This window comes from Nocardia sp. NPDC004860 (genome assembly GCF_040609015.1).
Lineage (GTDB): Bacteria > Actinomycetota > Actinomycetes > Mycobacteriales > Mycobacteriaceae > Nocardia.
Genome location: NZ_JBEXJI010000021.1, coordinates 138,796 through 153,217, shown reverse-complemented (window position 1 = coordinate 153,217; position 14,422 = coordinate 138,796). Strand labels below are relative to the sequence as shown.

The following is a 14,422-nucleotide window of genomic DNA, read 5'->3' as shown; positions in this document are numbered from 1 at the left end:
GATCACCGGCTCATCTGGGGACGGGGCTTGTCGGCTCCGTTGGAGGGCTTCGGGTCGCGGGCGGCGCGTTCGCTGCGGAGCTTGGTGACGGCCTCGTCGCGTTCACCGCGGTAGCGGTCCCGGTCGGCACGGGCCGCGTCGAGATCCGATCGCAGCTCGCGCATGTCCTGGTTGACGCGCAGCTGGCTGTTCTTCAACGAATCCAGCTCGGCGTGTACCGATTCCAGTTGCTTCTTATGCTGGTCACGGTCGGTGGTGACCGCGTCCAGGCCGCGCTGGAGCATCAGCACCCGGCGCTCCAGGTCCTGCGGATCGGTGGCGGTGTCGGGGTTTTCGCGGGTCCTGCCGTGGTCGGGAGGTTGAGTCTGCTCCGGATGGGTGTCGCGGTGCCAGTCGCTGACGCTGCGGCTGATGTCGGCCCGGTTGCCCTCGGCCACATAGAACGGGTGCCGGCGTCCGGTCTCGCGGGCCCGTACGGCCAGGGTGGTGCCCGGTGTCCAGGAGTGGATCTGCACCGCGTCGTGGGTCCAGGACGCGGCCTCGGTCTCGCTCGGGAAGTAGCCGCGCATCACCTGCTGAGTGCCGTTGGAGGCGTGGGAGGCGATCGTGACCCGGCAACGGGAATTGGTTTCGGCGTTGGCGAACTCCCACCGCACCTGCTCGACGCTCAACCCCGCCGCGGCAGCCTGCTCGGCCGCGACAAGGCGACCGTAGTCGGCGCGCCCGCTGGCGTGTCTGCTGGCCGGATTGGTTTGCAACCATTCCATCTGCGCATGCCGGATCGCCTGGATCGCGTTGTCACGCAGCAGGTCCCGACCGATCGCGGCTTCCCGTTCCGGCCCCGACAGCGACTGCGGCCCGGTCACCGGCCGCGAGGGTTCCGCCACGCTTGGGCGGGGGCTGGCCGGCTGCTCGTGCACGGTCATTCCGGCCAACCCGTGTTCGAGCTCCTGGGTGCGGGCGCTGACCCACTGCTCGGATTCGACCGCGGCCGCTCGGGCATCGCGCCGGTCGCGGTCGTTCATCGGCGCGAACACCGCCTCGAAGCTGGGATTCATCGTGTAGGGGTGACGGGTGGCCTTGTCCAAGGCCATCACGACCTGCCCACGCCGCTCGACACCCAACACCGAGGAGCCGAGGCTTTCCTCGATGCGCAGCCGCATCGCATCGAGGCGTTCGGTGTCGGCGGCGGCGTCGCGTTCGGTGTAGAACGGGTCGGCTTCGCGCCGGTACTGGGCCACCGAGTGTTCGGAGCGGTAATCGGCGACGCGTTTGGTGTACCAGGCGGCGGTGACCCGCTCGGCCTTGACCTGCGCCATGATCTGCTCGGCCAGCTCACGGCGCTGCTTACGGGTCAACTTGCCCGTCTGGCCATCGGCGCTGCGCAGGGTGCGCAGCCACTGGCCGGCGACAGTCAACACGTCGCGGAAGGTGCGGCCGGTATCGCGGGCGATCTCATCGATTTCGGACATGAGAGTGTGAATTCCTTTCGGTAATAGAGGATTTGGTCAGCTCAGTGACCAGTCAGGGTTGTCGGCGCGGCTGAGCACCCGGTTGACCGTGTCCAAGGTGTCGTGGGTGCGGCGGGGGGTGTCGACACCCAGCGAGCGCTGGTAGACCTCGGCAGCGAAGTCGTCGGGCGTCTCATCGACCGCGCCGTCGAGGTGGTCGCGGTCATCGGTGAGCCAGCGCAAATGCTCGGGTAGCTGCTGTTCGACCTGCAGCAGGCGCCGCCCCAGCTCAGCGTCAGAACCTGGCGCCCACCGCACGACGAGCACCAGTGCGACCCACAGGCCACGCAACATGCCGTCGGTGAACTCGATGGTGGCCACCGGGTCGAGCAGACCGAGATCGAAGGCTCGCCGCTCTTTCACCGTCACCTCGGCGAACTCGGCCACGAGTGTGGTGAACTGCGTGACCAGCTGCGCGGCATGGTCGCTATCGGTTGTCATGATGTTCGGATTCCTTTCCACTTCAGAGGTTTTCGTCTATCTGGTGCGTTCGATCGGTGGACGTGGCGCGGCGAGTTGCTGTTCGCGGTGCTCGACTGCGGCGTCGGTGAGGCTGATCCGGCTCGCGGGGCCGTGCGCCCAGCCGATGCCCTTCTCGACGGTTTCCAGGTCGCGGTCCACGGCACGCAACGCGGTGTGGGTGAGCACGACCGCCTCGTGCGGATCGGTCGGTGTGCCGAGCTCATCCGCTCGCAGGGACTTCGGGGACTTCGCCAGTTGCGCGTACTGGCTGCGGATACGGATGACCTCTTCGCGCAGCGCCCGTACCCGGTCACCGAGCTGACCGATCTCGTCGTACAACTCGCTGGGGACGGGCAGGATCGGCTCGTTCCGGGTCTTGAACATCGGGTTCCTCTCTGGGATAGGGGTTTGCGTCAGGACTGCGCGGCGACGGTGGTGTCGCCGTCGGGGCTGGGAGTGCTGGTGGTGACCTCGTCGTAGGCGTGCACGGAGCTGTAGGCGGCCTGCCAGCGCATGCGGTCCAGCAGGGACATGGCCTGTCCGGGGGCGGGGTTGTCGCGGCGGTGGTCGAATTCGCTGCGCAGGGCCTGGAGATGATCGGTCCAGGTGTTCAGCGCGGAGTAGTCACGTCGGCCGGTGGCGGGGTCGGCGGCCCAGGCGCGACGGACTTCGCGGCGGGCGTTGAGGATTTCGCAGATCAGCCTGGACGGCGAGAGTTCCGTCAATTCGCATCGGGTACCCGAGAGCAGGTCCGGGCGGAACTTCGACCGCTTGTAGATCTCGTTTCGTTCGCGCTGTTCGCGCTGCTGTTGGGCCTGTTGGACGATCAGGCGTTTGGTCGCAGCGAGTTCGGTGCGCTCGGCCGCGGTCATCCTCGACCGCGTGATGGCCTCCGACACCCGGGTGTCGAGATCCCAGTCGTCGATGGCGATGATCGTCGCGACGGTCGCGATCCCGGCGACAACGCCAGCGGCAACGCCGAGGCCGATCGCTTGGGAGGTGGTGGTGTGCATGGTGTTTCCCTTCCTTTAGTGGTCGTGGATCGAGGGGGTCAGTGGGTGCTGCGCTGGGCGCGGGCGGCCCGGTGTTCGGTGAAGGTGGCCAGCGCCAGCGTCAGGGAGGGGCGGCGGGCGGCGTTCCAGGTCAGGTAGGCGATCCAACCCAGCCCGTAGACAGCGACAGGGACACCGACCTCGGCGGGCTGTCCCCACGCCGCTACCGCGGACAGACCGACCACAACGAAGGAACCGGCCGCGCTCGCACGCCAGATCTGGCCCCGGGTATGGGGTTTGACCGCCGGTACCGGTGCGGGTTCGCCGGTTTCCACGGGCGCGGCCGCGGTGGCCTGCTCCGGTGTGGTGAGCGGCGGGACCAGTCGCAGGATCGGTTTGGCCGGCGGGCGCTGGTCAGCGGCGCCGGCGGTATCGGACAGGAAGTGGGCGATCTCGTCGGCCAGCAGATCGGCCTGGGCGGCGATCTCGTCGCGACTGAAGCCTTTGCGGGGCTGCTCGTCGTCGTGATCGTCGTGATCGTCGTCGTGATCGCGGAAGATGCGCATAGTGGTTGTGCTCCAATCGGATTCGCGCAGTCGGAAGGGTTTATGCGGTGGCGGGGGTCGGGTCGTCGCCGGTGCGCGGGGCGGGGGCGGGTGAGGTGCCGGGCAGGCGGGTCTGTTCGGCTTTGTTGAGTGGCACGACGCGGCCGAAGCGGGCGTGGCCGCGTTTGAAGAACACGAAGTCGCCGGTGTCGAATTGGCGGACCCGGTCGGGGTCGACCAGCCATTTCTCACCGACGGAAACCTGGCCCTCGTCGCCGTGGCGCTGGCCCTTGATCAGGTGCCGCGAGGGCAGCATGACCGGGATGGATCCGGCGTGTTTGCACAGCTCGCCCGCGTTTTCCATGTAGCCCAACAGGACTCCGCCGGCGCAGGTTTTGAGTAGGCGTCCCAGCGACCAGGCGTCGGGGGCCACCGATTCCGGGGACTGGCCGCAGAAGACCATGGCGATCTTCTGGGAGCGGCCGCGCTCGGCGATGTTCTCGACCCCGATCGATCCCTTCTTCGTGGTCAGGGCCGAGAGTTCGTCGATGAACAGGATCACGTTGCGCCGCAGGTCTTTCGCGGTGCGCCCGGCACGTTCCAGCAGCAGCTGCAAGGTGGTGGCGACCTGGGCGCGGGCGGCCTCCTTGTCGAGAGCGGGGACGGTCATGAAAAGCACGTCGAGGTCGTTGATGTCGTGGCCGCCGTCGAACACCATCCGCCCGCTGGTGTCTTTGAGGTTCTCGAACAGGTTGGTGCACTTGATCAGCGCGTCATCGAGCTGCGGCACCTTTTCGGCCTGCATCGCGTCGATCTGACGCACCACATCGGGGGCGTTGTTCCAGATCTCCTTGAGCTTGGTCTCCTGCAACCGCTCCAACAGTTCGATGTGGTTGCGCGGCTTACCGACCGGCGCATCGACGACCAGGGACGCGATGCGGGTTTGTATGCTCTCGAAATGCTGACCCTCGGCGGTGGTTGCCTCGGCCGACGCCGCCAACAGGGCGCCGATCATGGCCCGCAACTCCCGGGCGGGAGTGTGTTCCCAGATGTCGAGGGTGTCCATTTCTGGGATCACCAGGGCGATGCGTTTCGGGTCGACGCCTTGGGCGAGCATCGATTCGCGCAGGCTCAACCCGAGTTCGCGGTCGTCCTCGCCGCCCTTGCACGAGATCATCACCAGCAGCGGACGCGCATGCTTGCCCGCCATCCCCGGCACCCCGGTCCACTTCTGCCAGGCCCGCCACTCGTAATCGAACAGGGCCGCGGCGTAGCGTTCCATCGCCACGGTCTTGCCGCTGCCGGTCGTGCCGAACATGGCCTGCTGCTTGCGGGCATCGGCATGCGGGATCGAGAGCCAGGGTTCGTGACGCTTGGACAGCGTCCGCCACACCCCCGGGGCTTTGTGGCTGGTGGTGTCGGCGAGGGTGCCGAGCACGATGTCGTGCCCGCGGTGCAGGGGCGCACCGCTTTTCGCCGCGCGGGCAGCGGCCTGCTGCCGGCGGGCCGTCAGTGAGTCCCGGACGCGTGTGGTGCTGCGCAGCGACTTCAACCCGACGGTCTCGGTCTTGATCAGGAAATGCGCCCACCACAGCGACGCTGCGACCATGGTCGCCGGCAGTCCGAGGACCACCATCATCGACAGCCCGCCCAGCTGCCCGTGGGCGAGGTGTTCGGCGCCGCCCCACAACAGGCTCAAAGGGGTCGACCACGACCCTCCTGCCAGCACCGACGTCAACGGCAGCGCCCACGCCGCGGCGGCGAAGTTGCGCAGCCGGTGCGGCTCAACGGGTTTGGTCGCAGCGACGGCCACGATCAGCACGAGCATCGCGGCCAGCCCCGTCCCGCACACCAGGGCGGTCTCCGCGGTCGCGCCGACGTGGGACAGGCCGTGGCCGGACCAGTGGGTGAGTGGGTCGGTCACGTCCCGCACGACGGTCGGGGTTCCGGGCGGGGCGTCGGCGGTGATCGGCGGAATGGTCGTGGCCGGCGCGTCAGCCACGCCCGATGTGGTGGCGAGGGGGTCGCAGTCGGTGGGGGTGATCAGTGGGGTGCAGTCGGTGGGGCTCATGATGCTTCCTTGGAGATTTCGAAGATGGTGTGGCGCTGGCGTTTTGCCTCGCGCGCAGTGCGGCGGGCGGCCAGGAATGCCTTCCACTGCTTGCCGAAGTCCTGGATCTGCAGATCCAGCGGCAGCGACGCGAGTTCAGCCGGAAGCCGCCCAGCGGCGGCCTCGACGTTGTTCAGGACCGCGTCCGTCCGGCACAGATAGAGCAGGCCGACCATGGTGTAGGGGTGGGCGTCACGGGCAGCGCGGATCGCGCCCTGCAACGCGGTGTCCATGTGCGCCTTGTCCTTGACGCTGAGCTCGACCTCCAGCGCCCACCAGCCGTAGTTGCCGCCCACCACACCCAGGAACCGGCCGTCGTGCAGGTGCGGGCGCCCTGGCAGCGGGTCGATGCCGGTGGAGAACTCCAACACCGCTGTGCCGCGCCGCTTCTCAGCAGCGATACGGGCGGCGGTGGTGGCTTCGCGGCGCAGGGCGCGTTCGGAGATGAACGCGGCGGCGTCGTTGCCGACCAGCATGATCCGGGCTTGGGCGACCGCGCGGTAGTGCTCGGCGTACATCAGCGGCGGCGTCCATTCGGCTGGCCGCCACCCCAGGTAGCGGGCCTCGACCCGCGGCGGCGCGAATACCCACGCTCGCCCGCGCTGGACCTTCTCCAGCTCGCACAACAAGCCTTTGGCGATCAGCTCCCGCACGATCGCGTAAGCGCTGGATTCCAGGACGTTCAAATATTGGGCGAGCACGTCGACCTGCATGCCTCGCATGTCCGAGACCGCCCGCAGGACCTCGGACTGGCGTTCGGTGATCGTCGCGCGCCGCGCCGGCGGCAGGACCCGCCCCAGCGATCCCGCGGGCACACCGAGCTCGGCGGCGATCTCCTTGGCCCGGAAACCACTCGCCCGCAACGCTTGCGCTTCGCCGAGGACGGTTTCGACCTGGCGCAGGCTGACCCCGAGCAGGGTGCGGATCTGGGTGTAGGTCAGCCCGGCATCACGCAGACCAGCGATGATCTGGGTCCGGTGGCGGCGCTCCAACCCCGCGTACCGGGTGTTGTTCTCGTTGTGGTTCATCGGGTTCGCTCCAATCCCTGGCCCCGCCCGCGCTGACGGCGCGCCGCGATATCGACGCGGGCCTGCGCGGCGAGCGCGCCCATCGCTTCGACCTCGCTGCGCGAATACGGTTTCCGGGCAATCGATTCGGTCTTGGCCGCGCCTGTGGTGTTGGTGTGTCGTGTGGTGCGGTGGTGGGCTCGGTCTCGTTCGACCAGGCGGGTGTTGATTCCGAGCCGGTCGGCGATCTCGTCGTTGGTCAGCCCTTGGCGGACCAGCTCGTCGACGTGTTCTCGGCGTTCCTCACGCGCGGATGCCGGTGTCCAGCGCGCTTTTTCGGGGCGGCCAGCCGGGTCGTCGAGCGCGGTTTCGTCCCACTCCATCGGCAGCGGCCACCCGCGCCGTTTGCCCAACGCGCGCGCCTGCGCCGACGGGCCAGGCACCAGCTGCAAACGGTCGAACAGGTCCTTGACCGCCCGCTCCCGATCGGCGGCGATGTCGTGGGTGACGCGACCGTCCTTGTCGGCGCGGTTGCCCATCAACGACCGGATGGTGCGGCTCCGCTCCCCGGCACCCAATTCGCGCGCGAGCTGCGCTGCGGGATATCCCGACGCCACCAAGGCTTGGAACCGGCGTCGCGCCCCCAGGATCGGGACCAGCGCGGTGTCCGTGGTGACCTCGGCGGGACGCTCGGGCACTTCGACCGCCAGCACGGCCTGTTCCAGCCATGCAGCGACCTGTTTGTCCGGGCCGGCCGCCATGATCTGACTCAGCCCGGACTGACTGACACCGGCCAGCTTGGCCAGTTGGTTCGGGTTCACTCCGGCGGCGCGCATCGCTTCCACATGCGCCCGCACCGCATCAGCGGGAACTCTGGGATTCCAGCGCCCGTAGGCGATCTCGCGGCTGCGGAACGCGGCATAGTGCGTCGCACACAACCCGCGGCCCTGAGCCTCACCGGTCCCGCAACCGCAACTCACCGCGATCGCCTCCGATCACGCACACCAGCCGAACCGCTGGCCTGACGGCGGGCCGCCAGCTTGGTGCGGGCCGCCTCGATCAGCTCCCGCATATCGGCCGCGTCGATCCCCCCGCGCTCGCATGCGTCTGCTGAGCGCACCCAGCGAGCGATCCGCAGCGACTCCAGCTGCGCCTCGGTGCACTCCCGCTTGGGCACTGCGGTTGCCTCGTCATAGAGGTAGGCACGCACCAGGCCACGCCGGGTGTTGGCTATCACCTGCGCTTGTGCTTCGTCACCGGGGCGCCGATTGTTTTGGGCTAGTTGACGTTCGGTACGCAGGTGGGTCGGTGCCATCCGCCAGGGGTAGGTGGGGATGCCGTAGTGCTCCCCGTCGGGGTCGTGGTAGCGGGTGTTCATCGCGATCGCCGCCGATCCCGCTCGACGGGTTTGCTCGGCTGTCGGCGTGCGGCCAGATCGGCACGGGCCTTGTCGATCAGCGCACGCAGTTCTGTGTCGTGACCGAGGACATGGTCGCGTCTGGCGCGAGCCTCGGCGACGAACTCGCTGCCCCACTTGACTTCGTGGTAGGCATCAGCGGCGGCGGAATATTCTGCGAGCGCGGACTTTCGGACGGCGTTGCCGTGATCGAACTTGGCATCCTCGGCGGCATGGTCGCGGTCGCCCTTCTGCGTTGCGACGTCGAACGCGGCATTGCAGATGTCGTGCAGAACATCGGTCACCGTGCTCAGCCGGTCGCGTTCAGCGCGCAGTGCGGACAGCTCTGCCGGTTCGCGTGGCGGCGTGGTCATCTCGGCTCCGGGAAGTTCTCGGAGGTGAACCCGCCCTTGGGACGCTGCAACTTGGTCACCGCACGCCCGCGCCGCCACAAGTTCCATGCGGTGACGATCAGCCCGATCTGCTCGCGATCGCTGACACGCAGCCGGTTGACGCGGATGGAATCGAGGCGGTCACGCAACGCGAGGATCGGGGAATCGGCCGCCAGGCCGGCGCCGCTGTCCCACAGCCGCACGAACTCCGCCGCCGCGGCCGCATCGATCTCCGACAGCCGCATCGCGACCGCGCACGCCACTGCCGGGCGGGCTTTCAACCGCTTCGCGACGACGGTGAATCGGTCGGCGATGGTGACCAGTTCCGGGTAGGCGGTAGCGAATTCGACCACCCGCGTGGTGGACACACCGGCACCGCGCACGATGTCGCCGAAGAGGTTGCCCTCCATCCACACCATGTAGACGCGCAGCGCGGCGGCGACCATCGAGGTGTTGTGGCTGGTGATCCCGGTGATGGTGAGCTGGTCACTGGGGGTGCGCTTGGCGCCCTGGTCCATGGTGACCTGAGTGTCCCGGGACAGGCCGCGCACGATCAGCATCGGGAACCGCATGCCGGTGGTGCGGGCGATGGCCTGCAGGCGGTGCTGGCCATCCAGCAGTTCCCCGTCGGGACCGAACTTGATCGCTTCACCGTTGAAACGCCAACGGCCCGAGACCATGTCGTCGTAGTACTGCTGCACCCGCGCCTGCCGGATCGGCCGATTGTTCGGGTTACGTTCGAGCCAACGCCGCGCCAGAGCGCTATCGACATCCATGACCTGGCTGGTCACGGGAGTGTTATCGGGGTCGACCAAACGCATGGGTTATCCCTCCTCGGGACGAGCAGATGAATCGGAGAGCCGGTCGATGACCTGGTTCAGGGCATCGCGAGCACGCAGCAGATCAGCCAGGAACCGGTGTGAGAGCTGCCCGGCGTGCCTGTCGAAACGGTCATCACCGGTCAGCCGGACCAGCGTGTTCGCCTTGGTCAGCAGCTCGCCGCGGGCTGTGTCGAACGAATCGGTGATCGGACGCCGCCGACGCTGCGCCACCGCTATCTCGCCGTTTTCGGCGTGGCCCATGTCGGTGTCGCTATCGGTAATCGGTTCGCGTTCAATGGGTTTCGGCTGATAGGTCCGGCCGTCCAAACCGACCACGGGGTCAGGTGATTCATTTGAATCACTCGATGACAGTTCCCGAGACACTGTCGGCTGGCTCAGGCCCGTTGCGGCTGCGATGGCGCGGGTGCTCATACCGATGTCGCGCAGGGAGGCCACGACTTCGGCGCGGTCCTCCCGCGGGATACGCAGCTGGGCGCCGTCGAACTCGGCGGCACAGTAGGTGTCCCAACTGTCGTAGCCGAGCACCGTCCACACACGGCCGGTATAGGCGTGCCGGACCAGCTCCCATACCTGCGCCACCCGGGCACGGATGTTGTCGGTGAGCTCGCGCGCGGCTTCTTCGGTCAGCGGCTGCTGCTCGGTCGTGATCTCGATGCTCATCGTGACCGCCTCCGATCCGGCGCCACGGATACCTGTGCGGCAGTGGAATCCAGCTCGCGCATCCACGGCCGCACGCTCACCTGCGGTGTGACAGCACGGGCCTCACGGTCGACGGATGTGGGGTGCTGGGCGCGGCCCTGGCCGACACGGTCCATCACCGCCGCCGGTGTCAACCGCTCGTGCGGGGCCGACAACGAGTGCAGCTGCTCCCGGTCCAAAGCGTCGTCCAGCGCGGTCGACAGCTCGGCGACGCGGGCATTCCGCTCGGCAAGGGTCCGGCGCAGGCGTTCGTTCTCGGCCTCCAGCACCGCTTTCGGCCCGAACAACGCAGTCCAGTTCATCGCGACACCCCCGACGGGGCGGGCGCGATCGTGGAGGCGTGCACGCAGTCGATGCGCGAAACCTCGTCCGCGCGGCACACATTCGGCGAAACTTCCCGTGTGCTGCCCTCACCGAGCATCACCCCGACCACCACGCCGGCGCCGAACACCACAGCGACCCCGGCGAACACCAGCCGCCACCGCAACGACGCCGCGTACGCATCCGGATCGATCAAGCCAGCGGGGTCATACTCGCGACCCAACAGCGCCGGCATCCCGGACTGGTCGCGGGCGAAATCCAGAGGATTCATCGCCGCCACCCCCGCCGCGACGACCGGACGAACCAGCGCAACCCGAACACGATCACGCCCGCACCGATCAGCAGGCTCGCCACGAATTGCGGCGCACTCAGCAGCGCGACGCCCAGGACGACCAGAGCGAACAGGAAGACGTTGAACCGGGTCATGAGCGTTGCTCCTGCCCGACCACGCGGCCCAGGCATAAATGCCCGAGATCCGCACTCACCTCACCCAGGTCCCGCACAACCATCGACATGTCGTCGCGGGCCTCGACCAGCCACGACGCGATCTCTCCGGTCGCGGCTACGGCGCGGGCGGCGTCAGCCCGGTCGCGGTCATCGGCCAGCGCGGGGTTCTCGATGAGCCGCTGCGCCCAGTAGGACAGCTGCCCCAGCACCTGATCCGCCGACCGCATGCCGGCGGTGAAGTTCGCGACTATCACCGACACGTCGGCCGGATCGGTGAGCGCCTCCGCGATGCTGTAGCGGGTGGCGTGCGCCAGATACCGCCACAACTCGGCCACCGCCATCGACGCGGCGACCACCGACTCCGCGGTGTGCGGGCCCTCCAGCGGGAACAGCGCCTGCACCATGTCGGTGCGATCGATCTTCCGCAACCCGCTCATGACGCCACCGCCTCGCACTCGGGCTCGACTGTCGGAATCTCATGCGCCGCATCGTGTTCGGCAAGCACACCGGGCAGAGCCTCCAACAACCCGCGGGCGTGCTCCAAATGCAGCGCCAGGTAGCCGGACGTGCCCTTCAGCGACACGTACACATAGGCGGGGATCTCCAGGCCGGCGTCCGCGGTGTACGCGGCCTGGTAGCGAACCTCGACGCCTTCCACGGCGTAACCGGGAGACGAAACCGATACGTACGACATCAGGCCACCCCCTGGCCGTTGACCGGCGTAGCGAGTGCCAGCAGTTCCTCGCGGTCGACGCGGATGATCTTCGGGCCGAATCGGTATCCGGTCAGGAGACCGTTGCTGATCCAGTTGCGAACCGTGCGTTCGGTGACGCTAACGGTCTTCGCGGCCTCCTGGATGGTCACCAGCGGCGCGCCCCCAGGCGTCGGCTTGATGGGGACTTTCAGGGAACTTCTCGAACGGGTCATTGCCTCGGCTCCTTCGGTGCCAACGAGCGAAAACTGTTGGTATTCAGGAGAACTCGGAGACGATGTCTTGAATCAGCGCGCAAGGTGAGGCGCTAGGCGCACAGGGGGGCGCACGCGCCCTGCGTCCGTGCGCCCCCTGCGCGCCCCCATTGGATCGGCGATCCGAACAGAGGGGAACACGTATGTTGGTCAGGTGAGGGATCTGCTAACGACCGCAACGTCCGAAGATGTCCGGAACCTTGAAAGGCGCATCGCCGTGCTGCCTATCGGCAGCCTTGAGCAGCACGGCCGATTCCACCCTTTGACCACAGATACGGTCATCGCCTGCGCTATCGCACAACGCATCGCTGATGATTACGGTCTCTTTCTGCTCCCACCGATCACCTTCTCGTGCTCGCATGAGCACGCAGCCTTTGCCGGGACGGTCAGCATCAGTCCTTCGACGCTTATCGCCGTGATCGAGGACGTTTTCAGCTCGCTACGCACATCCGGCATCTGCAAGATCGTGATCGTGAACGGGCACGGCGGGAACTATGTGCTTCAGAACGTCGTCCAGCAGGTCAACGCCGGCGGACCACAGATGACCTTATTCCCCAGCCGGAGCGACTGGGACGGCGCGCGCACCGATGCCGGGATGCAGACGAACGGCCACGAAGATATGCATGCAGGTGAGCTGGAGACTTCGATCCTGCTCCATACGGCACCTCATCTGCTTCGCCCCGGCTACGAGACAGCGGATTGGCGTGCAGATGAGCGACAGTTCCTCCTTGTGGGAGGGATGCAGGAATACACCGACACTGGCGTAATCGGTTTCCCATCTCTAGGCACGGCCGACAAGGGAGAGAAGACCTTGAGTTCGCTTTCAGGGGCGTTCAAGAAGCATCTTCAGCGTTTGGTCGACTGAGCGGATAATAGATCGACTGCGGCAGCCTCGAACTCGCGAAGAGCCTCATTCCGCACAGGCCGTACCCGTTTCGATAGCTCGCGAAGAACTGCGATAGCACGTGCCGATGGGGCGCATCGAATCAAGCTAGCGGCCTTCATGCCAGTCTGGGCCGCCAGCTCAAATTCGTTAGCGTCGATGTACGCCGATGCAAGCCTGGCCGCGCAGAGCCCCTGATCACGACGCTGCGACTTCGGCCATTCGTCAAGCCCCATCGTGTAGGTCTCGATGGCACGGTACGGCTGACCAAGCCTGGCCCAGTTATGCGCGGCTTCCATCTCGATGTAGGAGGGCGTGCAGTACAGAGCTAACGGGCTTGGGTCGTCGATGGCTAGAACCTGCTCCATCGCTCGATCCAGCGCGTTGCGGCACTCGTCCGCCTCCCCGGTCATTGCATAGGCATTCGCCTGTTGACGCAATGCCAGCGCGCGCAGCTCTGGGGTGATTTCGTCCCATCCACGAAGTGCAGCATTGGCCAAGCCCAATCCCTGTGGCGCATAGCCGTTTTCGGTAGCGATGTTGCTTCGCCGCTGAAGGATGTACGACATGAGATGCGGGTCGCCGATTTCCTCGGCGTAGTCCATCGCGTTCATCGTCCAATGTCGCGCGCACTTCAGGTCACCCGAGTCTTGATACAGCCACCCGGCGAATTCACAGAACCGAGCACCCACTTCCAACAGCTCTGACCGCATCTCGCCGCGGGCCTTGCCGCACAAGTCCTGAACCAGCTGGAGCTCGCTCTGAAGCGTTCCAAGTACGTAGCGAGGGCCGGTCAGTGCGTCCATACGGGCACGCGCGTCCAACATCTCCTTGAGATGATCGACATACTCCGAATCAACGGTTTCGAAGGGCAATGCGATTAGCTCCGCCGGCGGTGCCGACGGCTTGACTTCGTCTTCAAGCTTCCCCGACGGCTCGTCGAGATATCCGATATCAGCGGCCGAAAGTGGGCGGCGGGCCTCGATACTGAGCACGCTGAGCATCACGTCCAGACTGCGCTGGCTCGGCCGATGCACACCGTCGATGTAGCGGCCGACATTGGTGTGCTTTGGATGCACAGGACGGCCGCCATCCTGCTCGCTGTACTGCCGCATCCTGTTGGCAAGCCCTTTGGGTCGGAGCCCTACCTCGGCCAACACGGCAGCCAACCGCTCGTTCTTTTGCCCTGCAGCAGATACGCCCCGACCTGCCGCCGAATCTCCTGTCGCCCAGGAGCGAATATCGCTGTCCTGCATAGGATTTCTCCAGGATTCCTGGCGTTTCCACCCGTTTCGGGCATCGTATCGCAGAAGGCCGACACCCGTGCGTAACCGCAATCGCAGACCCCCGAGAAGTCCCGCGCGACGTATTGGAGGTGGAATCCGCTGCAGGACAGTCGGTTCCCTCAACCACCGAGCCCAGGTACCTATGCATTGGTATGACGAACCCACCCAGCGGTCCCCGGAGGCCGTCGCGGACAAGCGGGCGCCTAGGAAGTTCGCCGGGTGGCCAACCTCCTAGGCGGAGCAGGTTCGAATCCTGCCGAGGACACATACTGACATGCACTTTTGCGCACAGTCGTGCTTCAATGCCAGATACGTGCCAGTTTCGCGTGTTCGACGGCCGCCGCCAGCGACACCAAGGCGTGGGAGATCTCGGGGAAGGCCGCGTTGAGGGAGTTGCCGTTGCGGCTTACCATGTGGCACACGCCGTCGGAAATCCATGCCAGGCAGCGGATTCCGTCGTACTTCCATTCGTAGGCGTACCGGGTGTCGTCGTCGGCGGGAGCGGGCCCAGGCGTGGCGAGCATCGGCGCCGGATGGCGCACCATACACCGAACGCTACCCGC

At 66.7% G+C, this 14,422-nt stretch carries 21 protein-coding genes; 1 reads left to right on the top strand and 20 read right to left on the bottom strand.

The annotated features are described in order from the left end of the window. Nucleotides 1-2 precede the first annotated feature (2 nt). The 18 genes from ABZV44_RS31050 to ABZV44_RS30965 are packed head-to-tail and all read right to left on the bottom strand — an operon-like array spanning nt 3 to nt 11,651. Nucleotides 3-1,472, bottom strand: coding sequence for a hypothetical protein (locus tag ABZV44_RS31050; RefSeq protein ID WP_354843963.1), 1,470 nt, complete (start codon nt 1,470-1,472; stop codon nt 3-5). A 36-nt stretch (nt 1,473-1,508) separates the two neighbouring features. Beyond that, the gene (locus ABZV44_RS31045; RefSeq protein WP_354843960.1) at nt 1,509-1,952 is read right to left on the bottom strand and encodes a hypothetical protein; all 444 of its coding nucleotides are present in this window, start codon (nt 1,950-1,952) and stop codon (nt 1,509-1,511) included. Between the two features lie 36 nt (nt 1,953-1,988). Beyond that, on the bottom strand, nt 1,989-2,357 hold the full coding sequence (locus tag ABZV44_RS31040) for a hypothetical protein (RefSeq protein WP_354843957.1): 369 nt from the start codon (nt 2,355-2,357) through the stop codon (nt 1,989-1,991). 29 nt (nt 2,358-2,386) lie between these two features. Next, complete coding sequence (locus ABZV44_RS31035; RefSeq protein WP_354843954.1) at nt 2,387-2,986, bottom strand: hypothetical protein; 600 nt, start codon at nt 2,984-2,986, stop codon at nt 2,387-2,389. Between the two features lie 38 nt (nt 2,987-3,024). Further along, the gene (locus ABZV44_RS31030; RefSeq protein ID WP_354843952.1) at nt 3,025-3,531 is read right to left on the bottom strand and encodes a hypothetical protein; all 507 of its coding nucleotides are present in this window, start codon (nt 3,529-3,531) and stop codon (nt 3,025-3,027) included. A 40-nt stretch (nt 3,532-3,571) separates the two neighbouring features. Then, the gene (locus tag ABZV44_RS31025; protein WP_354843950.1) at nt 3,572-5,581 is read right to left on the bottom strand and encodes a hypothetical protein; all 2,010 of its coding nucleotides are present in this window, start codon (nt 5,579-5,581) and stop codon (nt 3,572-3,574) included. Beyond that, nucleotides 5,578-6,648, bottom strand: a complete 1,071-nt coding sequence (locus ABZV44_RS31020) for a hypothetical protein (protein ID WP_354843947.1) — start codon at nt 6,646-6,648, stop codon at nt 5,578-5,580. The genes ABZV44_RS31025 and ABZV44_RS31020 overlap by 4 nt, the downstream gene beginning before the upstream one ends. Next, the gene (locus ABZV44_RS31015; protein ID WP_354843944.1) at nt 6,645-7,565 is read right to left on the bottom strand and encodes a hypothetical protein; all 921 of its coding nucleotides are present in this window, start codon (nt 7,563-7,565) and stop codon (nt 6,645-6,647) included. Before ABZV44_RS31015 ends, ABZV44_RS31020 begins: the two co-directional genes overlap by 4 nt. A 38-nt stretch (nt 7,566-7,603) precedes the next feature. Continuing rightward, nucleotides 7,604-8,005 carry a hypothetical protein gene (locus ABZV44_RS31010; RefSeq protein ID WP_354843942.1) on the bottom strand — a complete coding sequence of 134 codons (402 nt, stop codon included), beginning with the start codon at nt 8,003-8,005 and terminating at the stop codon, nt 7,604-7,606. Continuing rightward, on the bottom strand, nt 8,002-8,397 hold the full coding sequence (locus ABZV44_RS31005) for a hypothetical protein (protein ID WP_354843939.1): 396 nt from the start codon (nt 8,395-8,397) through the stop codon (nt 8,002-8,004). Before ABZV44_RS31005 ends, ABZV44_RS31010 begins: the two co-directional genes overlap by 4 nt. Beyond that, nucleotides 8,394-9,236: a hypothetical protein gene (locus ABZV44_RS31000; RefSeq protein WP_354843936.1), complete on the bottom strand. Its 843-nt coding sequence runs from the start codon at nt 9,234-9,236 to the stop codon at nt 8,394-8,396. Before ABZV44_RS31000 ends, ABZV44_RS31005 begins: the two co-directional genes overlap by 4 nt. Nucleotides 9,237-9,239: 3 nt before the next feature. Then, nucleotides 9,240-9,917 (bottom strand): helix-turn-helix domain-containing protein, encoded by a 678-nt coding sequence (locus tag ABZV44_RS30995; RefSeq protein ID WP_354843933.1) that lies wholly within the window; start codon nt 9,915-9,917, stop codon nt 9,240-9,242. Next, a complete protein-coding gene (locus ABZV44_RS30990; RefSeq protein WP_354843931.1) occupies nt 9,914-10,258 on the bottom strand; it encodes a hypothetical protein in 345 nt (114 codons plus the stop codon). Before ABZV44_RS30990 ends, ABZV44_RS30995 begins: the two co-directional genes overlap by 4 nt. Then, nucleotides 10,255-10,548, bottom strand: a complete 294-nt coding sequence (locus ABZV44_RS30985; protein WP_354843929.1) for a hypothetical protein — start codon at nt 10,546-10,548, stop codon at nt 10,255-10,257. The genes ABZV44_RS30990 and ABZV44_RS30985 overlap by 4 nt, the downstream gene beginning before the upstream one ends. Then, on the bottom strand, nt 10,545-10,703 hold the full coding sequence (locus ABZV44_RS30980; RefSeq protein WP_354843926.1) for a hypothetical protein: 159 nt from the start codon (nt 10,701-10,703) through the stop codon (nt 10,545-10,547). Before ABZV44_RS30980 ends, ABZV44_RS30985 begins: the two co-directional genes overlap by 4 nt. Next, entirely contained in the window at nt 10,700-11,161 is a 462-nt protein-coding gene (locus ABZV44_RS30975; protein WP_354843923.1) for a hypothetical protein, read from the bottom strand. Before ABZV44_RS30975 ends, ABZV44_RS30980 begins: the two co-directional genes overlap by 4 nt. After that, on the bottom strand, nt 11,158-11,418 hold the full coding sequence (locus ABZV44_RS30970) for a hypothetical protein (protein WP_354843921.1): 261 nt from the start codon (nt 11,416-11,418) through the stop codon (nt 11,158-11,160). The genes ABZV44_RS30975 and ABZV44_RS30970 overlap by 4 nt, the downstream gene beginning before the upstream one ends. Further along, nucleotides 11,418-11,651: a helix-turn-helix domain-containing protein gene (locus ABZV44_RS30965; RefSeq protein WP_354843918.1), complete on the bottom strand. Its 234-nt coding sequence runs from the start codon at nt 11,649-11,651 to the stop codon at nt 11,418-11,420. The genes ABZV44_RS30970 and ABZV44_RS30965 overlap by 1 nt, the downstream gene beginning before the upstream one ends. Before the next feature lie 193 nt (nt 11,652-11,844). On the opposite strand from ABZV44_RS30965, the gene ABZV44_RS30960 reads away from it, so the two are divergent. Further along, nucleotides 11,845-12,555: a creatininase family protein gene (locus tag ABZV44_RS30960; RefSeq protein ID WP_354843915.1), complete on the top strand. Its 711-nt coding sequence runs from the start codon at nt 11,845-11,847 to the stop codon at nt 12,553-12,555. Here ABZV44_RS30960 and ABZV44_RS30955 read toward each other — a convergent pair. Next, complete coding sequence (locus ABZV44_RS30955; protein ID WP_354843913.1) at nt 12,537-13,829, bottom strand: hypothetical protein; 1,293 nt, start codon at nt 13,827-13,829, stop codon at nt 12,537-12,539. The genes ABZV44_RS30960 and ABZV44_RS30955 overlap by 19 nt on opposite strands. A 329-nt stretch (nt 13,830-14,158) precedes the next feature. Then, the gene (locus ABZV44_RS30950; RefSeq protein ID WP_354843910.1) at nt 14,159-14,404 is read right to left on the bottom strand and encodes a hypothetical protein; all 246 of its coding nucleotides are present in this window, start codon (nt 14,402-14,404) and stop codon (nt 14,159-14,161) included. Between the last annotated feature and the right edge of the window lie 18 nt (nt 14,405-14,422).